The 18869-nt window shown below is 66.9% G+C and carries 19 protein-coding genes and 3 tRNA genes; 13 read left to right on the top strand and 9 right to left on the bottom strand.

The annotated features are described in order from the left end of the window. Positions 1–121: 121 nt before the first annotated feature. Complete coding sequence (argS, locus tag DV707_RS02575) at positions 122–1876, bottom strand: arginine--tRNA ligase (RefSeq protein WP_103990756.1); 1755 nt, start codon at positions 1874–1876, stop codon at positions 122–124. Positions 1877–2107: 231 nt separating this feature from the next. Here argS and DV707_RS02580 point away from each other — a divergent pair, with 231 nt between their 5' ends. From DV707_RS02580 to DV707_RS02590, 3 genes are all read left to right on the top strand, one after another. Continuing rightward, positions 2108–2818, top strand: a complete 711-nt coding sequence (locus tag DV707_RS02580; protein ID WP_103990755.1) for a DUF120 domain-containing protein — start codon at positions 2108–2110, stop codon at positions 2816–2818. Beyond that, entirely contained in the window at positions 2815–3576 is a 762-nt protein-coding gene (gene ribB, locus DV707_RS02585) for a 3,4-dihydroxy-2-butanone-4-phosphate synthase (RefSeq protein ID WP_103990754.1), read from the top strand. Before DV707_RS02580 ends, ribB begins: the two co-directional genes overlap by 4 nt. 94 nt (positions 3577–3670) lie before the next feature. Further along, positions 3671–4600, top strand: a complete 930-nt coding sequence (locus DV707_RS02590; RefSeq protein WP_103990753.1) for a branched-chain amino acid transaminase — start codon at positions 3671–3673, stop codon at positions 4598–4600. A 484-nt stretch (positions 4601–5084) separates the two neighbouring features. On the opposite strand, the gene DV707_RS02595 is transcribed toward DV707_RS02590, so the two are convergent. Further along, positions 5085–5672: a DUF502 domain-containing protein gene (locus DV707_RS02595; protein ID WP_103990752.1), complete on the bottom strand. Its 588-nt coding sequence runs from the start codon at positions 5670–5672 to the stop codon at positions 5085–5087. A gap of 128 nt (positions 5673–5800) precedes the next feature. Here DV707_RS02595 and DV707_RS02600 point away from each other — a divergent pair, with 128 nt between their 5' ends. Further along, positions 5801–6340 (top strand): CDP-2,3-bis-(O-geranylgeranyl)-sn-glycerol synthase, encoded by a 540-nt coding sequence (locus tag DV707_RS02600; protein ID WP_103990751.1) that lies wholly within the window; start codon positions 5801–5803, stop codon positions 6338–6340. A 179-nt stretch (positions 6341–6519) separates the two neighbouring features. Here the strand turns inward: DV707_RS02600 and DV707_RS02605 are convergent, their stop codons facing one another. Both DV707_RS02605 and DV707_RS02610 read right to left on the bottom strand, forming a co-directional pair. After that, the gene (locus tag DV707_RS02605; protein ID WP_103990750.1) at positions 6520–7392 is read right to left on the bottom strand and encodes a metallophosphoesterase family protein; all 873 of its coding nucleotides are present in this window, start codon (positions 7390–7392) and stop codon (positions 6520–6522) included. Next, positions 7392–8162 (bottom strand): hypothetical protein, encoded by a 771-nt coding sequence (locus DV707_RS02610; protein WP_136361789.1) that lies wholly within the window; start codon positions 8160–8162, stop codon positions 7392–7394. The genes DV707_RS02605 and DV707_RS02610 overlap by 1 nt, the downstream gene beginning before the upstream one ends. 457 nt (positions 8163–8619) lie before the next feature. Between DV707_RS02610 and pyrE the strand changes: the two genes are divergently transcribed. The 5 genes from pyrE (at position 8620) to DV707_RS02635 (ending at position 13445) form a co-directional block, all read left to right on the top strand. Further along, entirely contained in the window at positions 8620–9144 is a 525-nt protein-coding gene (gene pyrE, locus DV707_RS02615; RefSeq protein ID WP_103990748.1) for an orotate phosphoribosyltransferase, read from the top strand. Between the two features lie 145 nt (positions 9145–9289). Next, on the top strand, positions 9290–10009 hold the full coding sequence (locus tag DV707_RS02620; protein ID WP_103990747.1) for a phosphoribosyltransferase family protein: 720 nt from the start codon (positions 9290–9292) through the stop codon (positions 10007–10009). A gap of 141 nt (positions 10010–10150) precedes the next feature. Continuing rightward, the gene (locus DV707_RS02625; RefSeq protein ID WP_103990746.1) at positions 10151–11539 is read left to right on the top strand and encodes an NCS2 family permease; all 1389 of its coding nucleotides are present in this window, start codon (positions 10151–10153) and stop codon (positions 11537–11539) included. Between the two features lie 100 nt (positions 11540–11639). Continuing rightward, positions 11640–13055, top strand: a complete 1416-nt coding sequence (locus DV707_RS02630; RefSeq protein ID WP_103990745.1) for an aryl-sulfate sulfotransferase — start codon at positions 11640–11642, stop codon at positions 13053–13055. A gap of 132 nt (positions 13056–13187) precedes the next feature. Continuing rightward, positions 13188–13445: a glutathione S-transferase N-terminal domain-containing protein gene (locus tag DV707_RS02635; RefSeq protein ID WP_103990744.1), complete on the top strand. Its 258-nt coding sequence runs from the start codon at positions 13188–13190 to the stop codon at positions 13443–13445. Between the two features lie 108 nt (positions 13446–13553). Here the strand turns inward: DV707_RS02635 and DV707_RS02640 are convergent, their stop codons facing one another. After that, a complete protein-coding gene (locus tag DV707_RS02640; protein ID WP_103990743.1) occupies positions 13554–14531 on the bottom strand; it encodes a transcriptional regulator in 978 nt (325 codons plus the stop codon). Positions 14532–14658: 127 nt separating this feature from the next. Here DV707_RS02640 and DV707_RS02645 point away from each other — a divergent pair, with 127 nt between their 5' ends. Further along, positions 14659–15936, top strand: coding sequence for a tRNA(Ile)(2)-agmatinylcytidine synthase (locus tag DV707_RS02645; protein ID WP_103990742.1), 1278 nt, complete (start codon positions 14659–14661; stop codon positions 15934–15936). Between the two features lie 38 nt (positions 15937–15974). On the opposite strand, the gene DV707_RS02650 is transcribed toward DV707_RS02645, so the two are convergent. Further along, complete coding sequence (locus DV707_RS02650; RefSeq protein ID WP_103990741.1) at positions 15975–16427, bottom strand: DUF7382 domain-containing protein; 453 nt, start codon at positions 16425–16427, stop codon at positions 15975–15977. 75 nt (positions 16428–16502) lie between these two features. On the opposite strand from DV707_RS02650, the gene DV707_RS02655 reads away from it, so the two are divergent. The 3 genes from DV707_RS02655 to DV707_RS02665 are packed head-to-tail and all read left to right on the top strand — an operon-like array spanning position 16503 to position 18403. After that, on the top strand, positions 16503–17666 hold the full coding sequence (locus tag DV707_RS02655) for an ATP-binding protein (RefSeq protein ID WP_103990740.1): 1164 nt from the start codon (positions 16503–16505) through the stop codon (positions 17664–17666). Between the two features lie 21 nt (positions 17667–17687). Continuing rightward, positions 17688–18029: a CrcB family protein gene (locus DV707_RS02660; protein WP_103990739.1), complete on the top strand. Its 342-nt coding sequence runs from the start codon at positions 17688–17690 to the stop codon at positions 18027–18029. Next, positions 18029–18403: a fluoride efflux transporter FluC gene (locus DV707_RS02665; protein WP_103991248.1), complete on the top strand. Its 375-nt coding sequence runs from the start codon at positions 18029–18031 to the stop codon at positions 18401–18403. Before DV707_RS02660 ends, DV707_RS02665 begins: the two co-directional genes overlap by 1 nt. Positions 18404–18599: 196 nt before the next feature. On the opposite strand, the gene DV707_RS02670 is transcribed toward DV707_RS02665, so the two are convergent. The 3 genes from DV707_RS02670 to DV707_RS02680 form a co-directional block, all read right to left on the bottom strand. Then, positions 18600–18672, bottom strand: a tRNA-Asp gene (locus DV707_RS02670). A 22-nt stretch (positions 18673–18694) separates the two neighbouring features. After that, positions 18695–18767 (bottom strand) — tRNA-Asp (locus tag DV707_RS02675). A gap of 22 nt (positions 18768–18789) precedes the next feature. Next, a tRNA-Asp gene (locus DV707_RS02680) sits at positions 18790–18862 on the bottom strand. Positions 18863–18869: the final 7 nt, after the last annotated feature.

The raw sequence follows: 18869 nt of genomic DNA on the forward strand, positions 1-18869 counted from the left end.
GCAGGCGTTCGTAGCGGTTACCCCTGCACGCGTCCGATCGGACGGCGGAGGCGACCGGACGTGTGCGCGGTCGTAACGACGTGCTCGGTTGCAGCCAGCCTGCGGTGAACTCCCCCGGCGCTCACATCGAATCCGGCGCCTCGATCCCGAGGACGTCGAGCGCGTTCGCGACGGTGTGTCTCGACGCCTCGACGAGTCCCAGCCGGGCCGCGGCGACGTCGTCGTCGTCGGCGTTGAGAACCGAACACTCCCGGTAGAAGGTGTTGAACGTCTCGGCGAACTCGCGGGCGAACGTCGCGACGACGTGGGGTTCGAGGTCGTCCGCGGCCGCCTCGATGACGGCCGGGAAGCGCGCGATGTCGCGGAGCAGCGCCCGTTCGGCGTCGGTGTCGAGAACGGAGACGTCGGTCGAGGCCTCGATCCCCGCGCCGGCCGCCTCGCTCTCGATGCCGCGACAGCGCGCGTGGACGTACTGGACGTACGGGGCCGACTGCGCCTCGAAGTCCAGCGCGCGCTCCCACTCGAAGGTGATCCCCTTCGTGGGCTGCTTCGAGACGATGTCGTAGCGGACCGCGCCGATCCCGACCTGGCGGGCGATCCGCTCGATGTCGTCTTCGCTCAGTTCGTCGTTTCTGATTCGGGAATCGAGGCGCTCTTCGACCTCCTCGCGAGCGCGCTGGATCGACTCGTCCAGCAGGTCGTCGAGGTCGACGCCGGTCCCCTCGCGAGTCGACATCCCGCCCTCCGGGAGGTTGACCCACGAGTAGAACGTCTGCCGGAGCTTCTCCGTGTCGTTGCCCAGGATTTCCAGCGCCGCTTCGAGCTGTTCGGCCTGGAGCTTGTGATCCTCGCCGAGGACGGTCACCGCCTCGTCGTAGTTCTCGAACTTCCACTCGTGGTGGGCGAGGTCGCGCGTGGTGTAGAGCGTCGTGTCGTCCGAGCGCAGGAAGACGAGGTTCTTTTCGAGGTCGAACGCCGAGAGGTCCAGCTGCCAGGCGTCCTCCTCGTAGACGGCGTGCTCGGTGTCTTTCAGCCGCTCGACCACGTCGTCGGCGTCGCCGTTGCGGATGAACTGCGTCTCCTTCACGAAGCGGTCGAACTCCGCGGGGAGCCGTTCGAGCGACGCTCGCATCCCGCCGAGAACCTGATCGACGACGACGGCGACGCGCTCGTAGGTGTCCTCGTCGCCCGCTTCGAGCCCCCGCATGATCTCGGCGATCTCGGCCTCCGCTTCCTCGACGACGTCCTCGTCTTCGTTCTCCAGGAACTCGTTGCCCTTCCGGTAGTAGCGGACGAGGTCGTAGTCCGCGCGGTCGCGTTCGGGTTCGGGGAGGTCCGAGTCGTCGAACGTCTCGTAAGCCCAGGTGAACACGGCGACCTGGCGGCCGGCGTCGTTGACGTAGTAGTGCCGCTCGACGTCGTTGCCGGCGTAATCGAGCACGCGGGCGACGGCGTCGCCGAAGATCGGGTTCCGTGCGCGCCCGACGTGGACGGGGCCCGTCGGGTTCGCGCTCGTGTGCTCGACGACGACGGACTTGCCGGTCGAGGGGAGTTCGCCGTATCTCTCCTCGCGGCCGGCGGCGAGGGTGTCGGCGTAGTAGGCGTCGGAGACGTAGAAGTTCACGTACGGTCCCTGCGTGTCGACGCCGGCGACGTACTCGTAGCCGTCGAGGTCGATCGCGTCGGCGACGTCCGCGGCGACCGACGGCGGCGCGGCGCCGACTTCGCCCGCGAGGCGGAAGGCGACGCTCGACGCGAGCGTCGCCGGGACGTCCTCCGGGGGCTCCTCGACTCCGAGGTCGTCGGCCGGGAGGTCGAGGGACTCGAGCGCCGCCTCGACCGCGTCCTCGACCTCCGTACGGAAGGCTCTGAACATACTCGCCGTTCAGCAACCGCGGCTAAAGGCCTTTCCGAACGGGCTCGGCCGGTCGTCCGCGCGTTCCCCGGAACGCCACTGCGATACCGCTATCGACGCATTTAGGAACTGCCTCGACCAACTCTGAAACGTCTCACAGGAACGTGATCGCAGCCCCGGACCAACCGTTCCATTTTCGTTACGAATCTCATAGCCGTTATCCTTAACACGGCGGCCGTCCAATTCCGGACAATGTCAGAATCGGCAGTCTCCGCCGTCGGGCACGACGAGCTGGCGGCGCTGAAGTTCGTCGCCCTCGCGGGCGCGCGGTCCGGCCCCGTGAAGATCTCCTGTTCGGACCTCGCCGGCCGCCTCGACGCCTCCAACCAGACCGCGTCGAGACGGCTCCAGCGCCTCGAAGAGACGGGTCACGTCGACCGCGACGTCGTCGCCGACGGGCAGTGGGTGTCGCTGACCGAGTCGGGCGAGGCGGCGCTGCACCGCGAGTACTCACACTACCGACGCATCTTCGAGGGGACGGACCCCTCGACGGTCGAACTCGACGGCGTCATCACGAGCGGGATGGGCGAGGGTCGGCACTACATCTCGCTATCGGGCTACATGGAACAGTTCGAGGAGCGACTCGGCTACGAGCCGTTCCCCGGGACGCTCAACGTCGACCTCGACGAGGAGAGCGTCCGGTCGCGATCCGCGGTCTCGTCGCTCCCGGGCATCCCCATCGACGGCTGGGAGGACGAGGAGCGGACGTTCGGTCCGGCGACGTGTTACGACGCGACCGTCGAGTACGGCGGCGACGCCGCGGAGACGGCGCACATCATCGTCCCCGAGCGGACCCACCACGACGAGACCCAACTGGAGGTCATCGCGCCGGTCCGGCTCCGCGACGCGCTCGGGCTGGAGGACGGCGACGTCGTCACCGTCAGCGTGGAGGCGGTTCGATGACCCGGACGACGACGGACGTCGCCCCCGACGGTGCCGGAGAGGGCGACGCGGCGACCGAGGCCGAGGCGACGACCGAGACTGACTTGGGCGCCGAGGACGCCGTCGACCGCGCGATCGCCGCGTTTCGGCGCGGTGATCCGGTCCTCGTCCACGACGCCGCCGACCGGGAGGGCGAGACGGACCTCGTCTACCCGGCGGGCGCCGTCGACGCCGACGCCGTGGTTCGACTCCGGCGCGACGCCGGGGGGTTGATCTGTGCGGCCGTTCCCGACGACGTCGCCGACGCGTTCGGCCTCCCCTTCCTCGAGGACGAACTCGACCACCCGGCGGCCGCCGATCACGACCTCGGGTACGACGACCGCTCGTCATTCTCCTTACCGGTGAACCACCGCGAGACGTTCACCGGGATCACCGACGACGACCGCGCGCTCACGATCCGCCGTCTCGCCGAGGCCGCGTCGACGGCCCGAACGCCCGACGCCGACTACGACGTCTCGGACTTCGCCACGGACTTCCGCACCCCGGGCCACGTCCACGTCCTCCGCGGCGCACCCGAGCTCCTCGCGGACCGCCGCGGCCACACCGAACTGGGTCTCGCCCTCGCCGAGGCGGCGGATCTCCCCCCCGCGGTCGTCGTCTGTGAGATGCTCGACGCGGAGTCCGGCGGCGCTCGGACGCCGACCGCCGCGCTCGAGTACGCCCGCCGGAACGACCTCGTCTACGTCGAGGGCGCGGACCTCGTCGAACGCCTCGGCTGAGTCTCGTCGCAGGCGACTGACGACGACGAACGACCCGTAGACCGTCGCAGACGCGCATATATGGTTTTATGTTCCGTGGTGCAAACCACGGCATATGGGATTCGAAGAGATGGACGTCGGCACGATCTGGCAGGACGGCTCGTTCGTCGACTGGGACGACGCGACGGTTCACGTTCTCACGCACGGCCTCCACTACGGCACTGGCGTCTTCGAGGGCGTCCGCTGTTACGACACCGAGAACGGCCCGGCGATCTTCCGCTGGGAGGAACACCTCGATCGCTTCTACCAGTCGACGCAGCCGTACGACATGGAGTTGCCCTACTCCCGGGAGGAACTCACCGAGGCGACGCTCGAACTGCTCCGCCGCGAGGAACTGGAGTCCTGTTACATCCGCCCGGTCGCCTTCTACGGCTACGGCTCTCTGGGCGTCGGGCCGAAGGACAACCCCGTCAACGTCGCCATCGCGGCGTGGCCGTGGGGCGCGTACCTCGGCGAGGAGGCGCTCGAACGGGGCGTCGACGTGATGATCTCCTCGTGGCGCAAGTACGCCTCCAGTCAGATGCCGACGAACGCGAAGACGACCGGTCTGTACGTCAACTCGCTCTTGGCCGGCGAGGAGGCCCGCCGCAACGGCTACACCGAGGCGATCGTCCTCAACAAGGAGGGCAACGTCGCCGAGGGCCCCGGCGAGAACATCTTCCTCGTCCGCGACGGCGAGATCTACACCCCCGGGCTCGCCGAGGGCATCCTCGACGGCATCACGCGGAACACCGTGATCGAACTCGCCCGCGAACGGGGCTACACCGTCCACGACCAGGCGACCATCTCCCGCGGCGAACTCAACACCGCCGACGAGCTGTTCTTCACCGGCACCGCCGCGGAGGTCACCCCCATCCGAAAGGTCGACAACGTCGTCATCGGCGACGGCTCCCGCGGCCCCGTGACCGAGGAACTCCAGCAGGCGTTCTTCGACCTCGTCGAGCGGCGCGACGACGCCCACGACGAGTGGTTCACGTACGTCTAGACACCCACCTTTTTCCACGATGGGTTTCCTCGCGGCGCTTCGCGCCGCTGCGGGAACCCATCGCGCAAAAACCTGGAGGGAAAAATGCCGCGAGGCTCGCGTTCGTCGCCGGCGCTACGCGCCGGCTTCCAGCGGGACCTTCGGTCCCGCCCGGCTCGCCTCGCGGTACGAATCGGTTGCGACCCCCGACCGCACAGCACCGATCCACCGCATCGGAGCGCGCTGCTAATCGGATCTCCCTACTGTCCTGGATCGCCCTTCAGGATTCCTCGCCGTCGACGCCGAGTGAGAACCTTATCTCGATCGATTGATGGGGAAGCTCTCAGTTGATGGGAGAGCAGATCGCTCTCGCAGTGAGGTTGGTTACGCTCTCACGCTCTCGTACCGCAAGCGAGGCCGCAGGCCGAGCGAGCGGGTCTTTTTCCCTCCAGGTTTTTGCGCGATGGGTTCGCGAAGCGAACCCGAGGCGCAAAAAGGTGGATGTTTAGTCTTCGGTTCGCGCGTCGATCTCGATCGGCGAGGTCCGCTCCTCCTCGCCGAACCCGGCCGACAGCACGCGCGTCAGCGCCTCCTCGACGCTCTCGTCGGTCTCGGTCAGGTCCTCCGGCTTGACCTCCATCACGAACCCGGTCGTGATGTTCGGTGCGGTCGGCATGAACAGGACGACCCGCCCGTCGTCGGTCGTCTTCCCGGTCTTGAACGCCGTCATCCGCATCCCCTGCCACGGTTCGACCTTCACCGGCTTCTGGAGGTCGTCGGTGCCGGAGACCGCGGTCTCGACCGCGAGCTTCGACGCGTTGTAGAGCACGCGGATGAGCGGCACGCGGTTCATCGCCGCGTCGAGGTACGTCTCGAACAGCCGGCCGACCGTGGTCCGCATCAGGTAGCCGATCGAGAGCACGAGCATCACGAAGACGACGACGGCGACGACGAAGCCGAGCGGTTCGTCCAACCGCCGGATGACGGGCAGGTCGACGATTCTGGAGTACAGGTAGTTGAGAACGAGCAGAATGACGAGGACCGGCGTCAGAACGATCAGTCCGCTTGCGAAGTCTCGCCTCCAGGAGGACATCTCTCGAAGCGTACGTCTCGCTGAAGGGTTAAAGTGACTGGTGTCTCCGCGTTCGGACCCACCGGGCCACGGCGGCCCGACCGTCCGAATCGGGGACACTTTTGTCCCCGCCGCCGGACCCGACAGTTATGCTCGATCTCGTCGCCGTCGCGTTCTGGGCGATGCTCCCCGCGTACGTTCCGAACAACGCCGCCGTCCTCGCCGGCGGCGGCGCACCCATCGACGGCGGCCGAACGATGGGCGGCCGCCGGCTCCTCGGCGACGGCAAGACGTGGCGCGGCACGGCCGTCGGGACGGCCGTCGGCGTTCTCCTCGCTCAGGTGCTGAACCTGGTGGCTCCGACCGTCGGTCAGTCGATCGGCGTCGACCTCCCGACGTTTCCGCTCGCCGCCGCCGTCGGTCTCGCGCTCGGGGCGATGCTCGGCGACATCGGCGCGTCCTTTCTCAAACGCCGGACGGGTCGGGAGCGCGGCGCCGCGTTCCCCGTCGTCGACCAACTCGACTTCGTCGCCGGCGCGCTCGTTTGTGCCGCGCTCTTCGACTTCGGGTGGTTCATCGAGACCTTCACGCTGCCCGTCGTCGTCGTCGTCCTCCTTCTCACGCCCGTCCTCCACGTCGCGACCAACGCAATTGCGTATCTTCTGGGGCTGAAAGACGAACCCTACTAATCCACCTTTTTCCACGGCGGGGTCCGCAGGACCCCGCCGCGCAAAAACCTGGAGGGAAAAAGACCGCCGACGAGCGGCCGAAGGCCGCGACGTCGGCGGTGAACTGCTCGCTCACTGCGTTCGCTCGCGGATGCTCAGTACTAGAACCTAACTGTCCCCTTGCGTAAGTCGTATGGCTATCAGAACTTCTTGTTGAGGATCTCGTTCTCCTTTCCTGTGTTGTGGTCGATAGTGGTCGCTGTCGCCTGTGTCGAGTCGACATCGAGGTAGGCGTACGTTGTGACGCCCCCATCGAGGACGTGATAATAGTGCTTCTTGTACAGGTACTCGACTCCATCGACATTCGATGAACCTTCAGAGGTCATCTGTGCAGTGTGACCCTGCGGACACACGACCTTGTCGTACGACGAGAGAACGTCGTGGATCGCGTTGTAGTTTCGACACACCCAGTAGAGATCTGCCAAACTCTGACTATCGGTCGCTGCCGACGCTTTCGGATCTCCCGGCGTGAACCACGCGTGGTGGTGGAAGTACACGATTTTGGCGTTGTCGCCCGCTTTTTCGAGTTCCCGATCTAACCACTGGAGATCACTGTACGGGACATATCCAGTGGTCCAGCCGTAGCCACTCTCAGGAGAGCCGCTAACCCACCCCGAGCCGGCCGTGTTGACCATTAACACCGTTACGTCATCGTATTCTTTCTTGTACTGCAGTCGGGCCCGGTCGTCGGACTCGACGAAGTACTGCAGGGGGACGTCATGATTCCCCGGCGTACAGATCACGTTATCGCCGTATCCGCTGTTGTCTACCAGTTCCCAGAACCGGTCGTAATGTTCCGTTTGAGAGTGTTCGTAGTCGCTGTCGTAGAAGGCGTCACTCTGGAAGACGGCGTCGCCGTTGAAATATAGATCTTGGATATCATAATCCCTGAAGAGTGAGGTAATATCCTCGGTCAACCGCTCGCCGGCACCAGGAAGTTCGGATGGACCGTTCGGTTCGGGCTCCGCAAATGGATCGACGTGACTGTCGGAGAGCCACCCAATTTTGACCATTATAGCGCCTCCAGTTCGAGCGAAACAGTCGTCGTGTTCTTGATCGTCGCTGCTTGGTTCGGATCGTCCGTTTTCACCTCTATGATGAATGAATTCACCGGATTCGGTGATCCGTTTGGCATCCCCATTACGATATCTTCGTGATCCGAGAGGTACGCTTCATCGTACACCTGTGTGCTGCCTTTCCCGGTAACCTCCAAAATCGTCTGTTTGACCGGGTCCTCTTCGAGTGGGACTGGCCCCTTCGTCGGATTCACGTACATCTCTCGGTTTGCGATCGAAATTCGGAGACTCGCCGTCGAGCCGGAGTTGTTCTCTATGTGGGTCACCGTCCGGAGGATGGGTACCTGCCCCGGTGGGAACGGAATCAGACCGTAGCCGATGTTCGAGCCGGTCTCTTCGTAGCTTGTGCTCGTCGTCGAGACGTCTTCGTGAAAGGGCTGTACGAGCCACGCCGGCCGCCTGGTTCCGGAGACCTGCAGTGAATGTGCGTACTGGCCGATTCTGACTTTCCCGAACTTATCCCCGGGCAGCACCTCATCGATCCCCGCTTCCATAGCGAGAGCCGCAGACCCCTCACCCGGCGTTGTTTGCTGCTCGTCTTCCGCTGCTTCCGCCGTTGTCTCACCGGGAGACCTGCCTAGCATCGATCCAAGCCCACTCCCAATGGCGACACCCCCGACGCCGGTGAGAGCCGTCCGCCTCGTGATAGAGAATCGCCCCGATTCTTCCTGTTGTTCGCCACCATCTGACGTGCCACTACCTGGCATACCAGCAACAACAGTAGTTACAATAAATAAATCTATCCAAATATACAAAGGGTTGTAATCAAAGTAGGGACAGAAACAAAAAATAGTAATATAGTAAACGTAGTGGTTAAGGCGAGCAAGTAGGCAAATTAACGCTACAAAATTCATAAAAACACGACATTCGATAAATCACACGTTACTCTACTTCGGAGTTGAGAGTTACAGTTGTGCTTTCAGAATCCGTCCGTAGAGTGGTTGTGTGTCGTTACTCGCCAGCAAGTGGAATACCCTGTCCAGCCTCGCTCTGAGGAGTAATTCGGCCTCGCAGACGTGAAGAGAACCTCGTTGAATAGTTCCGTGATACGCTCCACCTCACGACGCTCTCGACTTCATTCCCTCCCGTTGATCTCCTGACCTCTTTTTCCACTCTCGCTCGGAATCGTCCCGTTTAAGCGACTCCCCCGCGCTTTCACACGCAATGACGAACGACGAACTCATCGCGGCGCTGCGCGACGCCGACGCGGTCAAGTTCGGGGAGTTCGAGCTCTCCCACGGCGGCACCTCCGAGTACTACGTCGACAAGTACCTCTTCGAGACCGACCCGGGCTGTCTCCGCCTGATCGCCGAAGCCTTCGCCGAGGAACTGGACGGCGAGAAGCTCGCGGGCGTCGCGCTCGGCGCGGTCCCCCTCGTCGCCGTCACGAGCGTCGAGACCGACTCGCCGTACGTCATCGCGCGGAAGCAGGCCAAGGAGTACGGCACGGGCAACCGAATCGAGGGCCGCCTCGACGAGGGCGAGGAGGTCGTCGTCCTCGAAGACATCGCGACGACCGGCAAGAGCGCGCTCGACGCCGTCGAGGCGCTCCGCGACGCCGGCGCGGTGGTCGACCGCGTGCTGGTCGTCGTCGACCGGCAGGAGGGCGCACGCGAGCGACTCGCGGAGGCCGATATCGAACTCGACGCCCTCGTGACCGCCGAGGACCTCCTCGAAGACGCCTCCTGACCGCCCCGCCATCTCCGCCTCCCGCTCACAGCCCGTTCGTCTCGGAGCGCCGCCGCCAGCCGCCCGGAGTCATCCACGTTTGTGGTCTTTTTCGAGAGAATTCGTATCGATATATTCATACTTGCGAAACCTCGCAGATCAGTGTATGAACAGAGCGGAGAAAGCGGCCCTCCAGTTACAGTCGGTTGCGGTTCTGCGGATGCTCAAGGAGACCCGGACGTACGACGAACTCGCCGATCTCACGGGCCTGCCGGCCGGCGACCTCAACCGCTACGTCAACGGCCACGTCCTTCCCGGTGCGGAGCGAGCGCGTGACGTCGTCGACGGCGTCGGCCGCGACGCCCTGGCGACGGAACTGCGCGCCCGCGTCGAGTTTGACGACGGCGGCTACGTCGACAACTCCGGGGTCGTCTTCGACCAGTCCTTTCTCGACCTCGTCGCCCCCGTCGCCGCCAACGCGCTCGACTTCGAGCGCCCGGACGTCGTTCTGACGGCCGCGACCGACGGGATAACCCTGGGCGCGGCGATGGCGAGTTACTTCGACGCCCGCGTCGCGTACGCGAAGAAGTCGAAGGAGACGGCCGTCGAGGAGTTCATCGAGTCCCGACAGCGTCTCGCCTCCGGGATCGAACTGACGTACTACCTCCCCGAACGGGCGCTCTCGGGCGGCGAGAACGTCCTGATCGTCGACGACCTCATCCGCTCGGGCGAGACCCAGGAACTCTTACTCGACATCGCGACGCAGGCCGACGCCGACGTCACCGGCGTCTTCACGCTCATTGCGGTCGGCGAGGAGGGGATCGACCGCGCCCGAGAACTCACCGACGCGCCCGTCGGCGCGCTCACGACGTTCGACGACGGGTGAGGCGTCCGTAGTTTCCCGCCCCGTTTCGACACGGCCGGCCGCCCGTCCGATCGGGACCGGCCGTTCGTTTCGACCGCGGCCTCGGGGTCGTTCGATGAAAACGCTTATCGAGTGGTTCCTAGTTATGCTCACACGTGCATTATGGGACTCGTTGAATCCGTCTCAGACTACTTCGGTGTGCAAGAACACGGATCGTCCGTCCGAACCGAACTCCTCGCCGGACTGACCACGTTCCTCACGATGTCGTACATCGTCGTCGTCAACCCCGCGATCCTGGCCGGTGCCATCTCGATCGAGGGGATCTCCCAGGGCGAGATCCAGTCGATGCTCGCCGTCGTCACGATCATCGCGGCGGCGACGGCGACGTTCGTGATGGCCGTCTACGCCAACCGGCCGTTCGCGCAGGCGCCGGGACTGGGGCTGAACGCCTTCTTCGCGATCACCGTCGTCGGCGCGCTCGGGGTGCCCTGGCAGACGGCGCTCGCGGCCGTCGTCGTCGAGGGGCTCCTGTTCATCGTTCTCACGGCCATCGGCGCCCGCGAGTACGTGATCAACCTCTTTCCCGAACCCGTGAAGTTCGCCGTCGGGACCGGTATCGGGCTGTTCCTCGCGATCATCGGCCTCCAGGCGATGGGAATCGTCGTCGACGACCCCGCGACGCTCGTGGCGCTCGGCGGCGTCGCCTCGAACCCGGTGGCGATCGTCTCGATCCTCGGACTGTTCTTCACGCTGGCGCTGTACGCCCGGGACGTCCCCGGATCGATCGTCCTCGGCATCGCGGTGACCTCGGTGATCGGCTGGCTCGTCACCGCGTTCGGGCCGGTCGCCCCCGACGCGGGGCTCGTCGCCGGCGCGACGTCGACGACCTACGACATCACGCCGCTCGCGGGGGCGTTCGTCTCCGGGTTCGGTAACGTCGAGGCGTTCACTTTCTCGCTCATCGTCTTCACGTTCTTCTTCGTCGACTTCTTCGACACCGCCGGGACGCTCGTCGGCGTCGGTCAGGCGGGTGACTTCCTCGACGAGAACGGCGACCTCCCCGACATCGACAGACCGCTGATGGCGGACGCGATCGGAACCACCGTCGGCGGGATGCTCGGCACCTCGACGGTGACGACGTACATCGAATCGGCGACCGGCGTCGAGGAGGGCGGCCGGACGGGACTGACGGCGCTCACCGTCGCCGCGCTCTTCGTCGCCTCCTTGGTCGTCGTTCCGCTGGCGGCGGCGATCCCGCTGTACGCTTCCCACATCGCTCTGGTCGTCATCGGCGTCGTGATGCTCCGCAACGTCGTCGACATCCAGTGGGACGATCTCACCCACGTGATCCCCGCCGGCCTGACGATCCTCGTGATGCCGTTCACCTACTCGATCGCGTACGGCATCGCCGCGGGCATCGCCTCCTACCCGGTGATCAAACTCGCCGCGGGAGAGCGCGAGGACGTCCGCGTCGGTCACTGGGTGCTCGCCGCGGCGTTCGTCGTCTACTTCGTCGTCCGGACGGGCGGCGTCCTCGCCGCGCAGGTGTAGCGGGCGAGCGCCCGGCGGGTCGGGAGCGCCCGTCCGGTCGGAGTCCCGCAAGCCACCGTGGACCGCAAGAGATTCATCCGCCACCGCCGCACCGACGTGTGTGAACCTCCCCTCGACATCCCGAGCGAACGCCGCTCGACTCGTCGCTCTCCTCGTGGTCGTCTCCCTCCTCGCGCCGTCGGCCGTCTCGGCGCTGACGTACGACCCCGCCGAGGAGCCGGACCTAGAGCGCGGCAACATCACGAGTCCCGCGAACAACTCGACCGTCATCAGCGTGCAGGGGTTCACCTTCCGGGGCAACACGAACGCGAAGAAGCCCGCGCGATTGGTCTCCGTCGACGAACGGGGGAACCTCGAGTGGACCCACGACGACAACGTCGGCGGCAACGCCTGGTTCTTCGACGTCGACCCGCTGCCGAACGGGAACCTCCTCGTCTCCTCGCCGCGCGCCGGCGACACGGTCCTCTTCGAGTTGGACCCCGACACCCGCGAGCGCGTCTGGCAGGAGCGCTTCGAGATGACCGACACCCACGACGTCGCGTATCTCGGCGACGACCGCATCGCCATCGCGAACATGCGGAACTGGAACGAATCCGCGGGCCGAAGCGACGACCGGATCGTCGTCTACAACCGCTCCTCCGAGGAGTTCACCTGGGAGTGGTACTTCCGGAACCACTACCCCGAGAGCACCGACGGCGGCTACAGCAGCGACTGGACGCACGTCAACGACGTCGATCCGGTCGGCGAGGATCACCTGCTGCTCTCGCCGCGCAACTTCGATCAGGCGATCGTCGTCGACATAGAGACCAAAGAGATCGTCGAGCGTCTCGGCAGCGACGGCAACTACTCGGTGATGCGCGAGCAGCACAACCCCGACTGGCTGGTGAGCGAGGAGGGGAACCCGACGATCCTCGTCGCCGACAGCGAGAACAACCGCGTCGTCGAGTACGCGAAGGAGGACGGCGAGTGGGTCCGGACCTGGGAGGTCGGCTCCAACACGCTCACGTGGCCGCGCGACGCCGACCGGCTCCCCAACGGCAACACGCTCGTCACCGACACGCTCAACCACCGCGTGATGGAGATCACGCCCACCGGCGAGGTCGTCTGGGAGTACTACGCGACCTGGGGCCCCTACGACGCCGAACGGATGGGCACCGGGCCCGAGTCGTCCGGACCGACGATTCGGGACATGAACACCTCCGGGACCTACCCGATCACCGGGAGCGCGAACCTCACCGCCGGCGGCAACGACAGCGTCGGTTTCGACGGCCGGATCCGAGCCACCTTCGCCGGCACGCCGATCGAGGGGCCGATGAACGAGTTCGCCACCCGCTGGGCGCACGTGACGCCGTGGCTCCGCCCCGTCTGGATGTCCGGCTGGGACTTCGTCTGGGCGATCTCCGCCGTCCTCGTCGGCGCCGTGTGGGTGAGCGGCGAGTTGATCGCGGGGCGACGGAAGGTCGTCGCGGGCGCTCGCCGATTCCTCGCGGAGGTACGGCGACTCGTCGAACGGTGATACGCCGTCGCTCCCCGCCACACCGATCGGTGATTCGCCGCCGGTCTCGATCACACCCCGCCCCGACCCATCGTGCGTTTTCCGCGCACTCGACCACGTGACTCTTTAGGGCTCACCCGCTACTCGGAGGTGATGTCAGATCTCGTCCTGTACGAACTCGACGGCTGTCCATACTGCGCGAAAGTCACCGACAAGCTGAACGAACTCGGCCTGGAGTACGAGTCGGTGATGGTCCCCTCCGCGCACAGCGAGCGGACCGAGGTAGAAGCGGTCAGCGGCCAGACCGGCGTCCCCGTGCTCGTCGACGAGGCCAACGGCGTCGAGGGGATGTCCGAGAGCGACGACATCGTCGAGTACCTCGAACAGACGTACGGCGACGCGGCGAACTGAAACTCCCGACCGGGACGCGGCACTTCGAGAGACGGTGTCGACGGCGGTTTCTGCGATACGCGTGTTTCGATCGGCCGGTCGAACAGCGACCGCCTCGGTTCGACTCCCCTACGCCTCGGACGGTTCCTGCGACCGGTCGCGGATGAGGTCGCGGATCTCGTCGGGGTCGTCGATGCCGGCCAGTTCCTCGCAGCTGACCAGCGCGGTCCCCTCGACGGCCTCGCGTTTGGATTGGTCCTCGGTGAAGTAGACCGAACGGGTCTGGGTGACCTCCCCGAGCGAGGACATGATCCGCGCGCGTTTTTCGGCGCTACGGGTGAACGCGGAGTGACCGGTGAGCATCGGCATAAAGTCCCGCCGGCGCTCGTCGTCCTCGCTGACCGCCTTGAACGGCGCGCGGGCGGTCGGGTGGACGGTGAATCCCGCCCGCGTCAGGACGTGGACGACGTGTTCGTCGTCGGATTCGGGGTCGGGGTCGTCGGGCGTCGGCTCGGCGTCGCGGACGTCCTCGGCCCCGTCCATCACTTCGACGGGGCTCGAGAACGGCTGATCGAACATCTCTTCGAGCTGGATCGCCACGTCGATGCTCGCGTTCATCCCGTCCTCGTACTTCGAGACGGTCCGTCGCGAGACGCCGAGCTCCGTCGCCAACTGACCGAGACTCCACCCGCGCTCGCGGCGCTCGTCCGCTAAGAGGTCGCCGTCGATGTTGACGTAGAGGCCGCCCGGCGCGGCGTAGATGAGCGGCGGGACGCCCTCGACGAACAGGTCCAATGCGGTGTCGGGGTTGAACACCGGCACGCCGTGTCGGAAGTACACGACGCCCGGCTTCAGGTCCTCGTCGCGCGTCCGCAGCCCGACGACCATCGGCGTCGCGTCGAGGTAGGTGCCCAACCGTCGCATCTCCTCGCCGGTCGTCCCGTCGAACGCGTCGATGTTGCCGAGTATCTTCAAAAGCACCAGGTCCTCGCCCCGCCTCGCGGCGACGTCGAAGCTCTTCGGTCGGATCGCACAGCGCTCGCTGACGAGGAACCCGGCGTCCTCCAGCATCGCCGTGACGTTTCCGACTAGCGCGGACCGTGACATAGGGGTATATAAGCGATTCAGCGCATATATACGTTGTGCCGTCCGTTCGCCGGCGACACCGCTCAGTCGGGCGATTCTCGCGACCGTCCCGAAAGCCGTTAGCCGACGCGTCGACTACGACCCGCCGATGACGATCATCGGCCTCGACGACACCGACTCCCGCGAGCGGGGGATGTGTACGACGTATCTCGCGACGCGGCTGGCCGAGGCCGTCGAGGTGGAAGGTGGAACGGTCGACCGACGGCTCCTGATCCGGCTCAACCCCGCGGTCGAACACAAGACCCGCGGCAACGCCGCGCTCGCGGTCCACACCGACCTCGACCCGGCGCGGGCGCTCGAACTCGCCGTCGCCGAACTGGAACCCCTCGCAGAGGTCGAGGACCCCCGGACGAGCCCCGGCGTCGTCGTCGCCGACGACGAACCCGCGGACGTTCCCGACGCGATCGCCGACTTCACCGGACGGGCGATCCGCGACCTCCTCGAACCGGCCGAGGCGCTCGAACTCCTCGAGGACGCGGGCTATCGCCACCGCGGGTGGGCCGGCGGCCGCGGCCGGATCGGGGCGCTCGCCGCCGTCGGCGCGTGGACCGCCCTCGACGAGTGGACCTACGAGCACATCGCCTACCGGGCGTTCGACCGCTGCGGGACGCCCCGAGACGTCGACGAGGGATCCGTCTTCGAGGCCGCAGAACGGGCCTATCCCGTCGCCTGGGACACCGTCGACCGCGTCGAGAGACAGGCCGTCTGCGTCCCGAACGCGCCCGGGCCGATCCTCTACGGCATCCGCGGCGACGACGCCGGCGTCGTCTCGGCCCTGGCCGGTCGAATCGAGAGCGAGCCCGTCGAGCGGGCGGCGACCTTCCTGACGAACCAGGGGACGGACGTTCACCTGCGCGAGGGCGCGCTGGGTGACCTCCGCGACGGCCGCGCCTACCGCGTCGACGGCACCGTCGCGAGCGACCCCGAGACGCGCCGCGGCGGCCACGTCTTCTTCGAACTCGCCGACTCGGACGGGGGCGACGCTCGCATCGACTGCGTCGCCTTCGAGCCGACGAAGCGCTTCCGCGACCGCGTCCGGTCGCTCCGCGCAGGCGACGAACTCACCGTCTGCGGCGAGGTGGGAGGCGGCACGCTCAAACTGGAGAAGTTCGCCGTCCGGTCGCTGCGGCGGACCGAGGAGGCGAATCCCACCTGCCCGGCGTGCGGCCGCTCGATGGCGAGCGCCGGTCGCGAGCAGGGCTACCGCTGTCGCGACTGCGGGACGTCGCGGTCGGATCCCGCGACCGTCGACCTCGACCGCGACCTCGACGTCGGCTGGTACGAAGTGCCGCCCTGCGCCCGCCGACACGTCGCGAAACCGCTGGTTCGGGGCGGCTTCGACGCGCCGGTCCACCCCGAGCGGTGAGTGCGGGTCGTTCGCGAGCGCGAACGTCAACGGCCCGCTCACGCCTCGACGACCAGGATATCCGTGTTCGCCCGGCGGTCGACGTACTGGCTCCCGGACGGCGGCTTCACGTCGACGACGAGGGTCCCGGTCTCCTGGTTCGCTCGCGTGTCGACGTCGACGGTGACGCTCGCGACCCCGTTGGCGTCCGACTTCGCCGTCACGACGCCCTCCATCTCGGCGCTGCCGTCCTTGACGATCACCGTCGCCCCCTCGACGCCGTCGCCGTCGTCGTCGACGACAACGAGTTCGAGTTCCCGCTCGCCGGGCTCGACCACGTCGGGCGTCGGGCGGACGTCGAGTTCCGAGACGGCGAGCCCCTGTACCCCCGAGAGCATGTTCAGCATCACGCTCATCGTGGCGACGCCCACCACGAGGGCGATCACGAGTCTGATCGGCAGTCCTTCTATCGCGCGGTCGTCGCCGGCGAACCGTTCGAGTTCGTCGAACATACCGCCCGTGGTCCCGTCTCCGTATATAAACGCTCGGCCGAGGGTTCAAGTCGGAAGGCGGGTCCACTCCCGCCGATGCACACCGAAGTCCTCGGCCGATCCGCCGACGAGACGAACGCCGACGGGACGACCGCCGGCGAGACGAGTACTGCACCCGTCACGGCCGTCCCCGACGCTCGGGGGGCCTTCGCCGGCACGTTCGGCCACCACCGCGCCCGAGACGGGAGCCGCGGCGCCCCCGTTGGGATCGATCTCGACCGCCCGCACGCCGCGCTCGTGGTCGGCAAGCGCGGCTACGGGAAATCGTACACGCTCGGCGTCCTGATCGAGGAGGCCGCGCGGACGCCCGGCGTCGCGCCCGTCGTGATCGATCCGATGGGCGTCTTTCGCGGACTCCTCGGGGACGCCACGGGCGATCCCGTTCCGGCGCGCGTGATCGACGACCCGACGATCCGTGCCGACGCCGTCCCGCCGGCACGGTGGCCCGCGCTCGTCGGTGCCGATCCCGACGGTTCCGCCGGCGCGCTCGTCTGGCACGCGGCGGGGGCGGCGGCGACGCTCGACGGGATGCGCGATATCGTCGCCGATTCCGACGCCGGCGACGAGGTCCGGCGAGCGGCGGCCAACCGCCTTCGACGCGCCGCTTCCTGGAGGATCTTCGACCCGGCGGGTCTCGACGCCAGCGCCCTCGCCGACGGCGCGGCGACCGTCCTCGACTGCTCGCGGCTCGACGACGCCCCGTCGAATGCCGTCGCCGCGGGGGTCGCGGCCGCGCTGTACGACGCCCGCGTCGGCCGAGCATCCGCCGAGGAGGGCGGCTCACCGGCCGTCGACCGACTACCGTGGCTCTTCGTCGACGAGGCGCACGTCTTCTTCGAGGGCGTCGCGAGCGTGCCGCTCCGGACGATCCTCACCCGGGGCCGCGCGCCCGGCGTCTCGCTCGTCGCCGCGACGCAGCGCCCGAGCGCGCTCCCCGAGGTCGCCGTCTCCCAGTCGGACCTCCGGATCGTCCACCGACTCACCGCCGGCTCCGACGTCCGCGCGCTCGCGGCTGCCGACCCGTCGTACGTCGACGCCGACCTCGTCGACTCGATGCCGACCGCCCCGGGGGAGGCGCTCGTCGTCGACGACACTGCGGAGGCGACCCGGACAGTGGCCGTTCGCAGGCGGGACACGCCCCACGGCGGATCGAGTCCCCGGGCCTCGGCCGCGGCGCGCGCCATCGAAACTGATGAGTGAACGCTCGCGGGAGTGTCTGCGATGGCAGACCGTCTCGTTCCGGTGCTCGTCGCGCTCGGCGGATTCCTGGGCGCGACGTCGCGGTATCTCCTCGGAACGGTCGTCGCCGGGGCGGGGGGAACGCTCCTCGCCAACGTCCTCGGGAGCCTCGCGCTGGCGCTCGCGGTCGGTCTCGTCCGATCCACCCGACTCCGGTTCTTCCTCGCGACCGGCCTCCTCTCCTCCTTTACGACCTACAGCACCTTCGCCGTCGAGACGGCCACGCTCGGACCGACGCTCGGCGCCGCGAACGTCGCCGCCAACTACGCGCTCGGGTTCGCCGCCACGCTCTTGGGACTGCTCGTGGGGAGGCGGTGGTCGTGATGGGCGGTGTCGCGGACCTTCTCGGTACGCTCCCGACGGCCCTGCTCGTCGGCCTCGGCGGCGCACTCGGCGCGCTCGCTCGATACGCCGTCGACGTCGCGCTCGACGGGGGCCGACGGAGCACCTTCGCCGTCAACGCCGTCGGCAGCCTCGCCCTCGGTGCGCTCGTCGCGGCCTCGCCCACGGACGGGACGCTCGCGCTCCTCGGAACCGGGTTCTGCGGGGCGTTCACGACCTTCTCGTCGTTCGCCGTTAACGTCGTCCGGGCGGCCGACGCGGGCCAGTTCCGACTCGCCGTCGCCGACGCCCTCGGGACGCTGGCGGCGGCGCTTCTCGGTGTCGGGATCGGCGTTTGGCTCGGCGGCCTTTGGTAGGGATGGAAAGGGGCTTCCGAGTTGTTCGCGTGCCGCTCTGCGTCGGAGACACTCGGTCAAAATCGGACCGGCGGGATTCGAACCTCGGTCGTTCCGCTTCGCTCCACTCCCTGATTCGAATACCTTGGTAATCGCTTTGCCGACGCGGGACTCACTCGTCGCTTCGCTCCTCGTTCGTGTTCGCGTCGGCAAAAAGCGCCCGAGGCGGGATTTGAACCCGCGTCACGACCGTGACAGGGTCGTATGATGGGCCACTACACCACCCGGGCACACATCGGAGCAAAACCAAAGCGCCCGAGGCGGGATTTGAACCCGCGTCACGACCGTGACAGGGTCGTATGATGGGCCACTACACCACCCGGGCACACATCGGAGCAAAACCAAAGCGCCCGAGGCGGGATTTGAACCCGCGTCACGACCGTGACAGGGTCGTATGATGGGCCACTACACCACCCGGGCTTGCTCC

Source organism: Halobellus limi, assembly GCF_004799685.1.
Classification (GTDB): Archaea; Halobacteriota; Halobacteria; order Halobacteriales; family Haloferacaceae; genus Haloquadratum; species Haloquadratum limi.

What these genes read in the sequence shown, in the direction of transcription:
- DV707_RS02595 (WP_103990752.1), bottom strand. Translation starts at nt 5,672, where the DNA reads ATGTCCTCCTGGAGGCGAGACTTCGCAAGCGGACTGATCGTTCTGACG.
- DV707_RS02580 (WP_103990755.1), top strand. Translation starts at nt 2,108, where the DNA reads ATGTCAGAATCGGCAGTCTCCGCCGTCGGGCACGACGAGCTGGCGGCG.
- DV707_RS02640 (WP_103990743.1), bottom strand. Translation starts at nt 14,531, where the DNA reads ATGTCACGGTCCGCGCTAGTCGGAAACGTCACGGCGATGCTGGAGGAC.
- ribB (WP_103990754.1), top strand. Translation starts at nt 2,815, where the DNA reads ATGACCCGGACGACGACGGACGTCGCCCCCGACGGTGCCGGAGAGGGC.
- pyrE (WP_103990748.1), top strand. Translation starts at nt 8,620, where the DNA reads ATGACGAACGACGAACTCATCGCGGCGCTGCGCGACGCCGACGCGGTC.
- DV707_RS02620 (WP_103990747.1), top strand. Translation starts at nt 9,290, where the DNA reads ATGAACAGAGCGGAGAAAGCGGCCCTCCAGTTACAGTCGGTTGCGGTT.
- DV707_RS02605 (WP_103990750.1), bottom strand. Translation starts at nt 7,392, where the DNA reads ATGGTCAAAATTGGGTGGCTCTCCGACAGTCACGTCGATCCATTTGCG.
- DV707_RS02660 (WP_103990739.1), top strand. Translation starts at nt 17,688, where the DNA reads ATGGCAGACCGTCTCGTTCCGGTGCTCGTCGCGCTCGGCGGATTCCTG.
- DV707_RS02625 (WP_103990746.1), top strand. Translation starts at nt 10,151, where the DNA reads ATGGGACTCGTTGAATCCGTCTCAGACTACTTCGGTGTGCAAGAACAC.
- DV707_RS02600 (WP_103990751.1), top strand. Translation starts at nt 5,801, where the DNA reads ATGCTCGATCTCGTCGCCGTCGCGTTCTGGGCGATGCTCCCCGCGTAC.
- DV707_RS02590 (WP_103990753.1), top strand. Translation starts at nt 3,671, where the DNA reads ATGGGATTCGAAGAGATGGACGTCGGCACGATCTGGCAGGACGGCTCG.
- DV707_RS02645 (WP_103990742.1), top strand. Translation starts at nt 14,659, where the DNA reads ATGACGATCATCGGCCTCGACGACACCGACTCCCGCGAGCGGGGGATG.
- DV707_RS02635 (WP_103990744.1), top strand. Translation starts at nt 13,188, where the DNA reads ATGTCAGATCTCGTCCTGTACGAACTCGACGGCTGTCCATACTGCGCG.
- DV707_RS02650 (WP_103990741.1), bottom strand. Translation starts at nt 16,427, where the DNA reads ATGTTCGACGAACTCGAACGGTTCGCCGGCGACGACCGCGCGATAGAA.
- DV707_RS02610 (WP_136361789.1), bottom strand. Translation starts at nt 8,162, where the DNA reads ATGCCAGGTAGTGGCACGTCAGATGGTGGCGAACAACAGGAAGAATCG.
- DV707_RS02655 (WP_103990740.1), top strand. Translation starts at nt 16,503, where the DNA reads ATGCACACCGAAGTCCTCGGCCGATCCGCCGACGAGACGAACGCCGAC.
- argS (WP_103990756.1), bottom strand. Translation starts at nt 1,876, where the DNA reads ATGTTCAGAGCCTTCCGTACGGAGGTCGAGGACGCGGTCGAGGCGGCG.
- DV707_RS02665 (WP_103991248.1), top strand. Translation starts at nt 18,029, where the DNA reads ATGGGCGGTGTCGCGGACCTTCTCGGTACGCTCCCGACGGCCCTGCTC.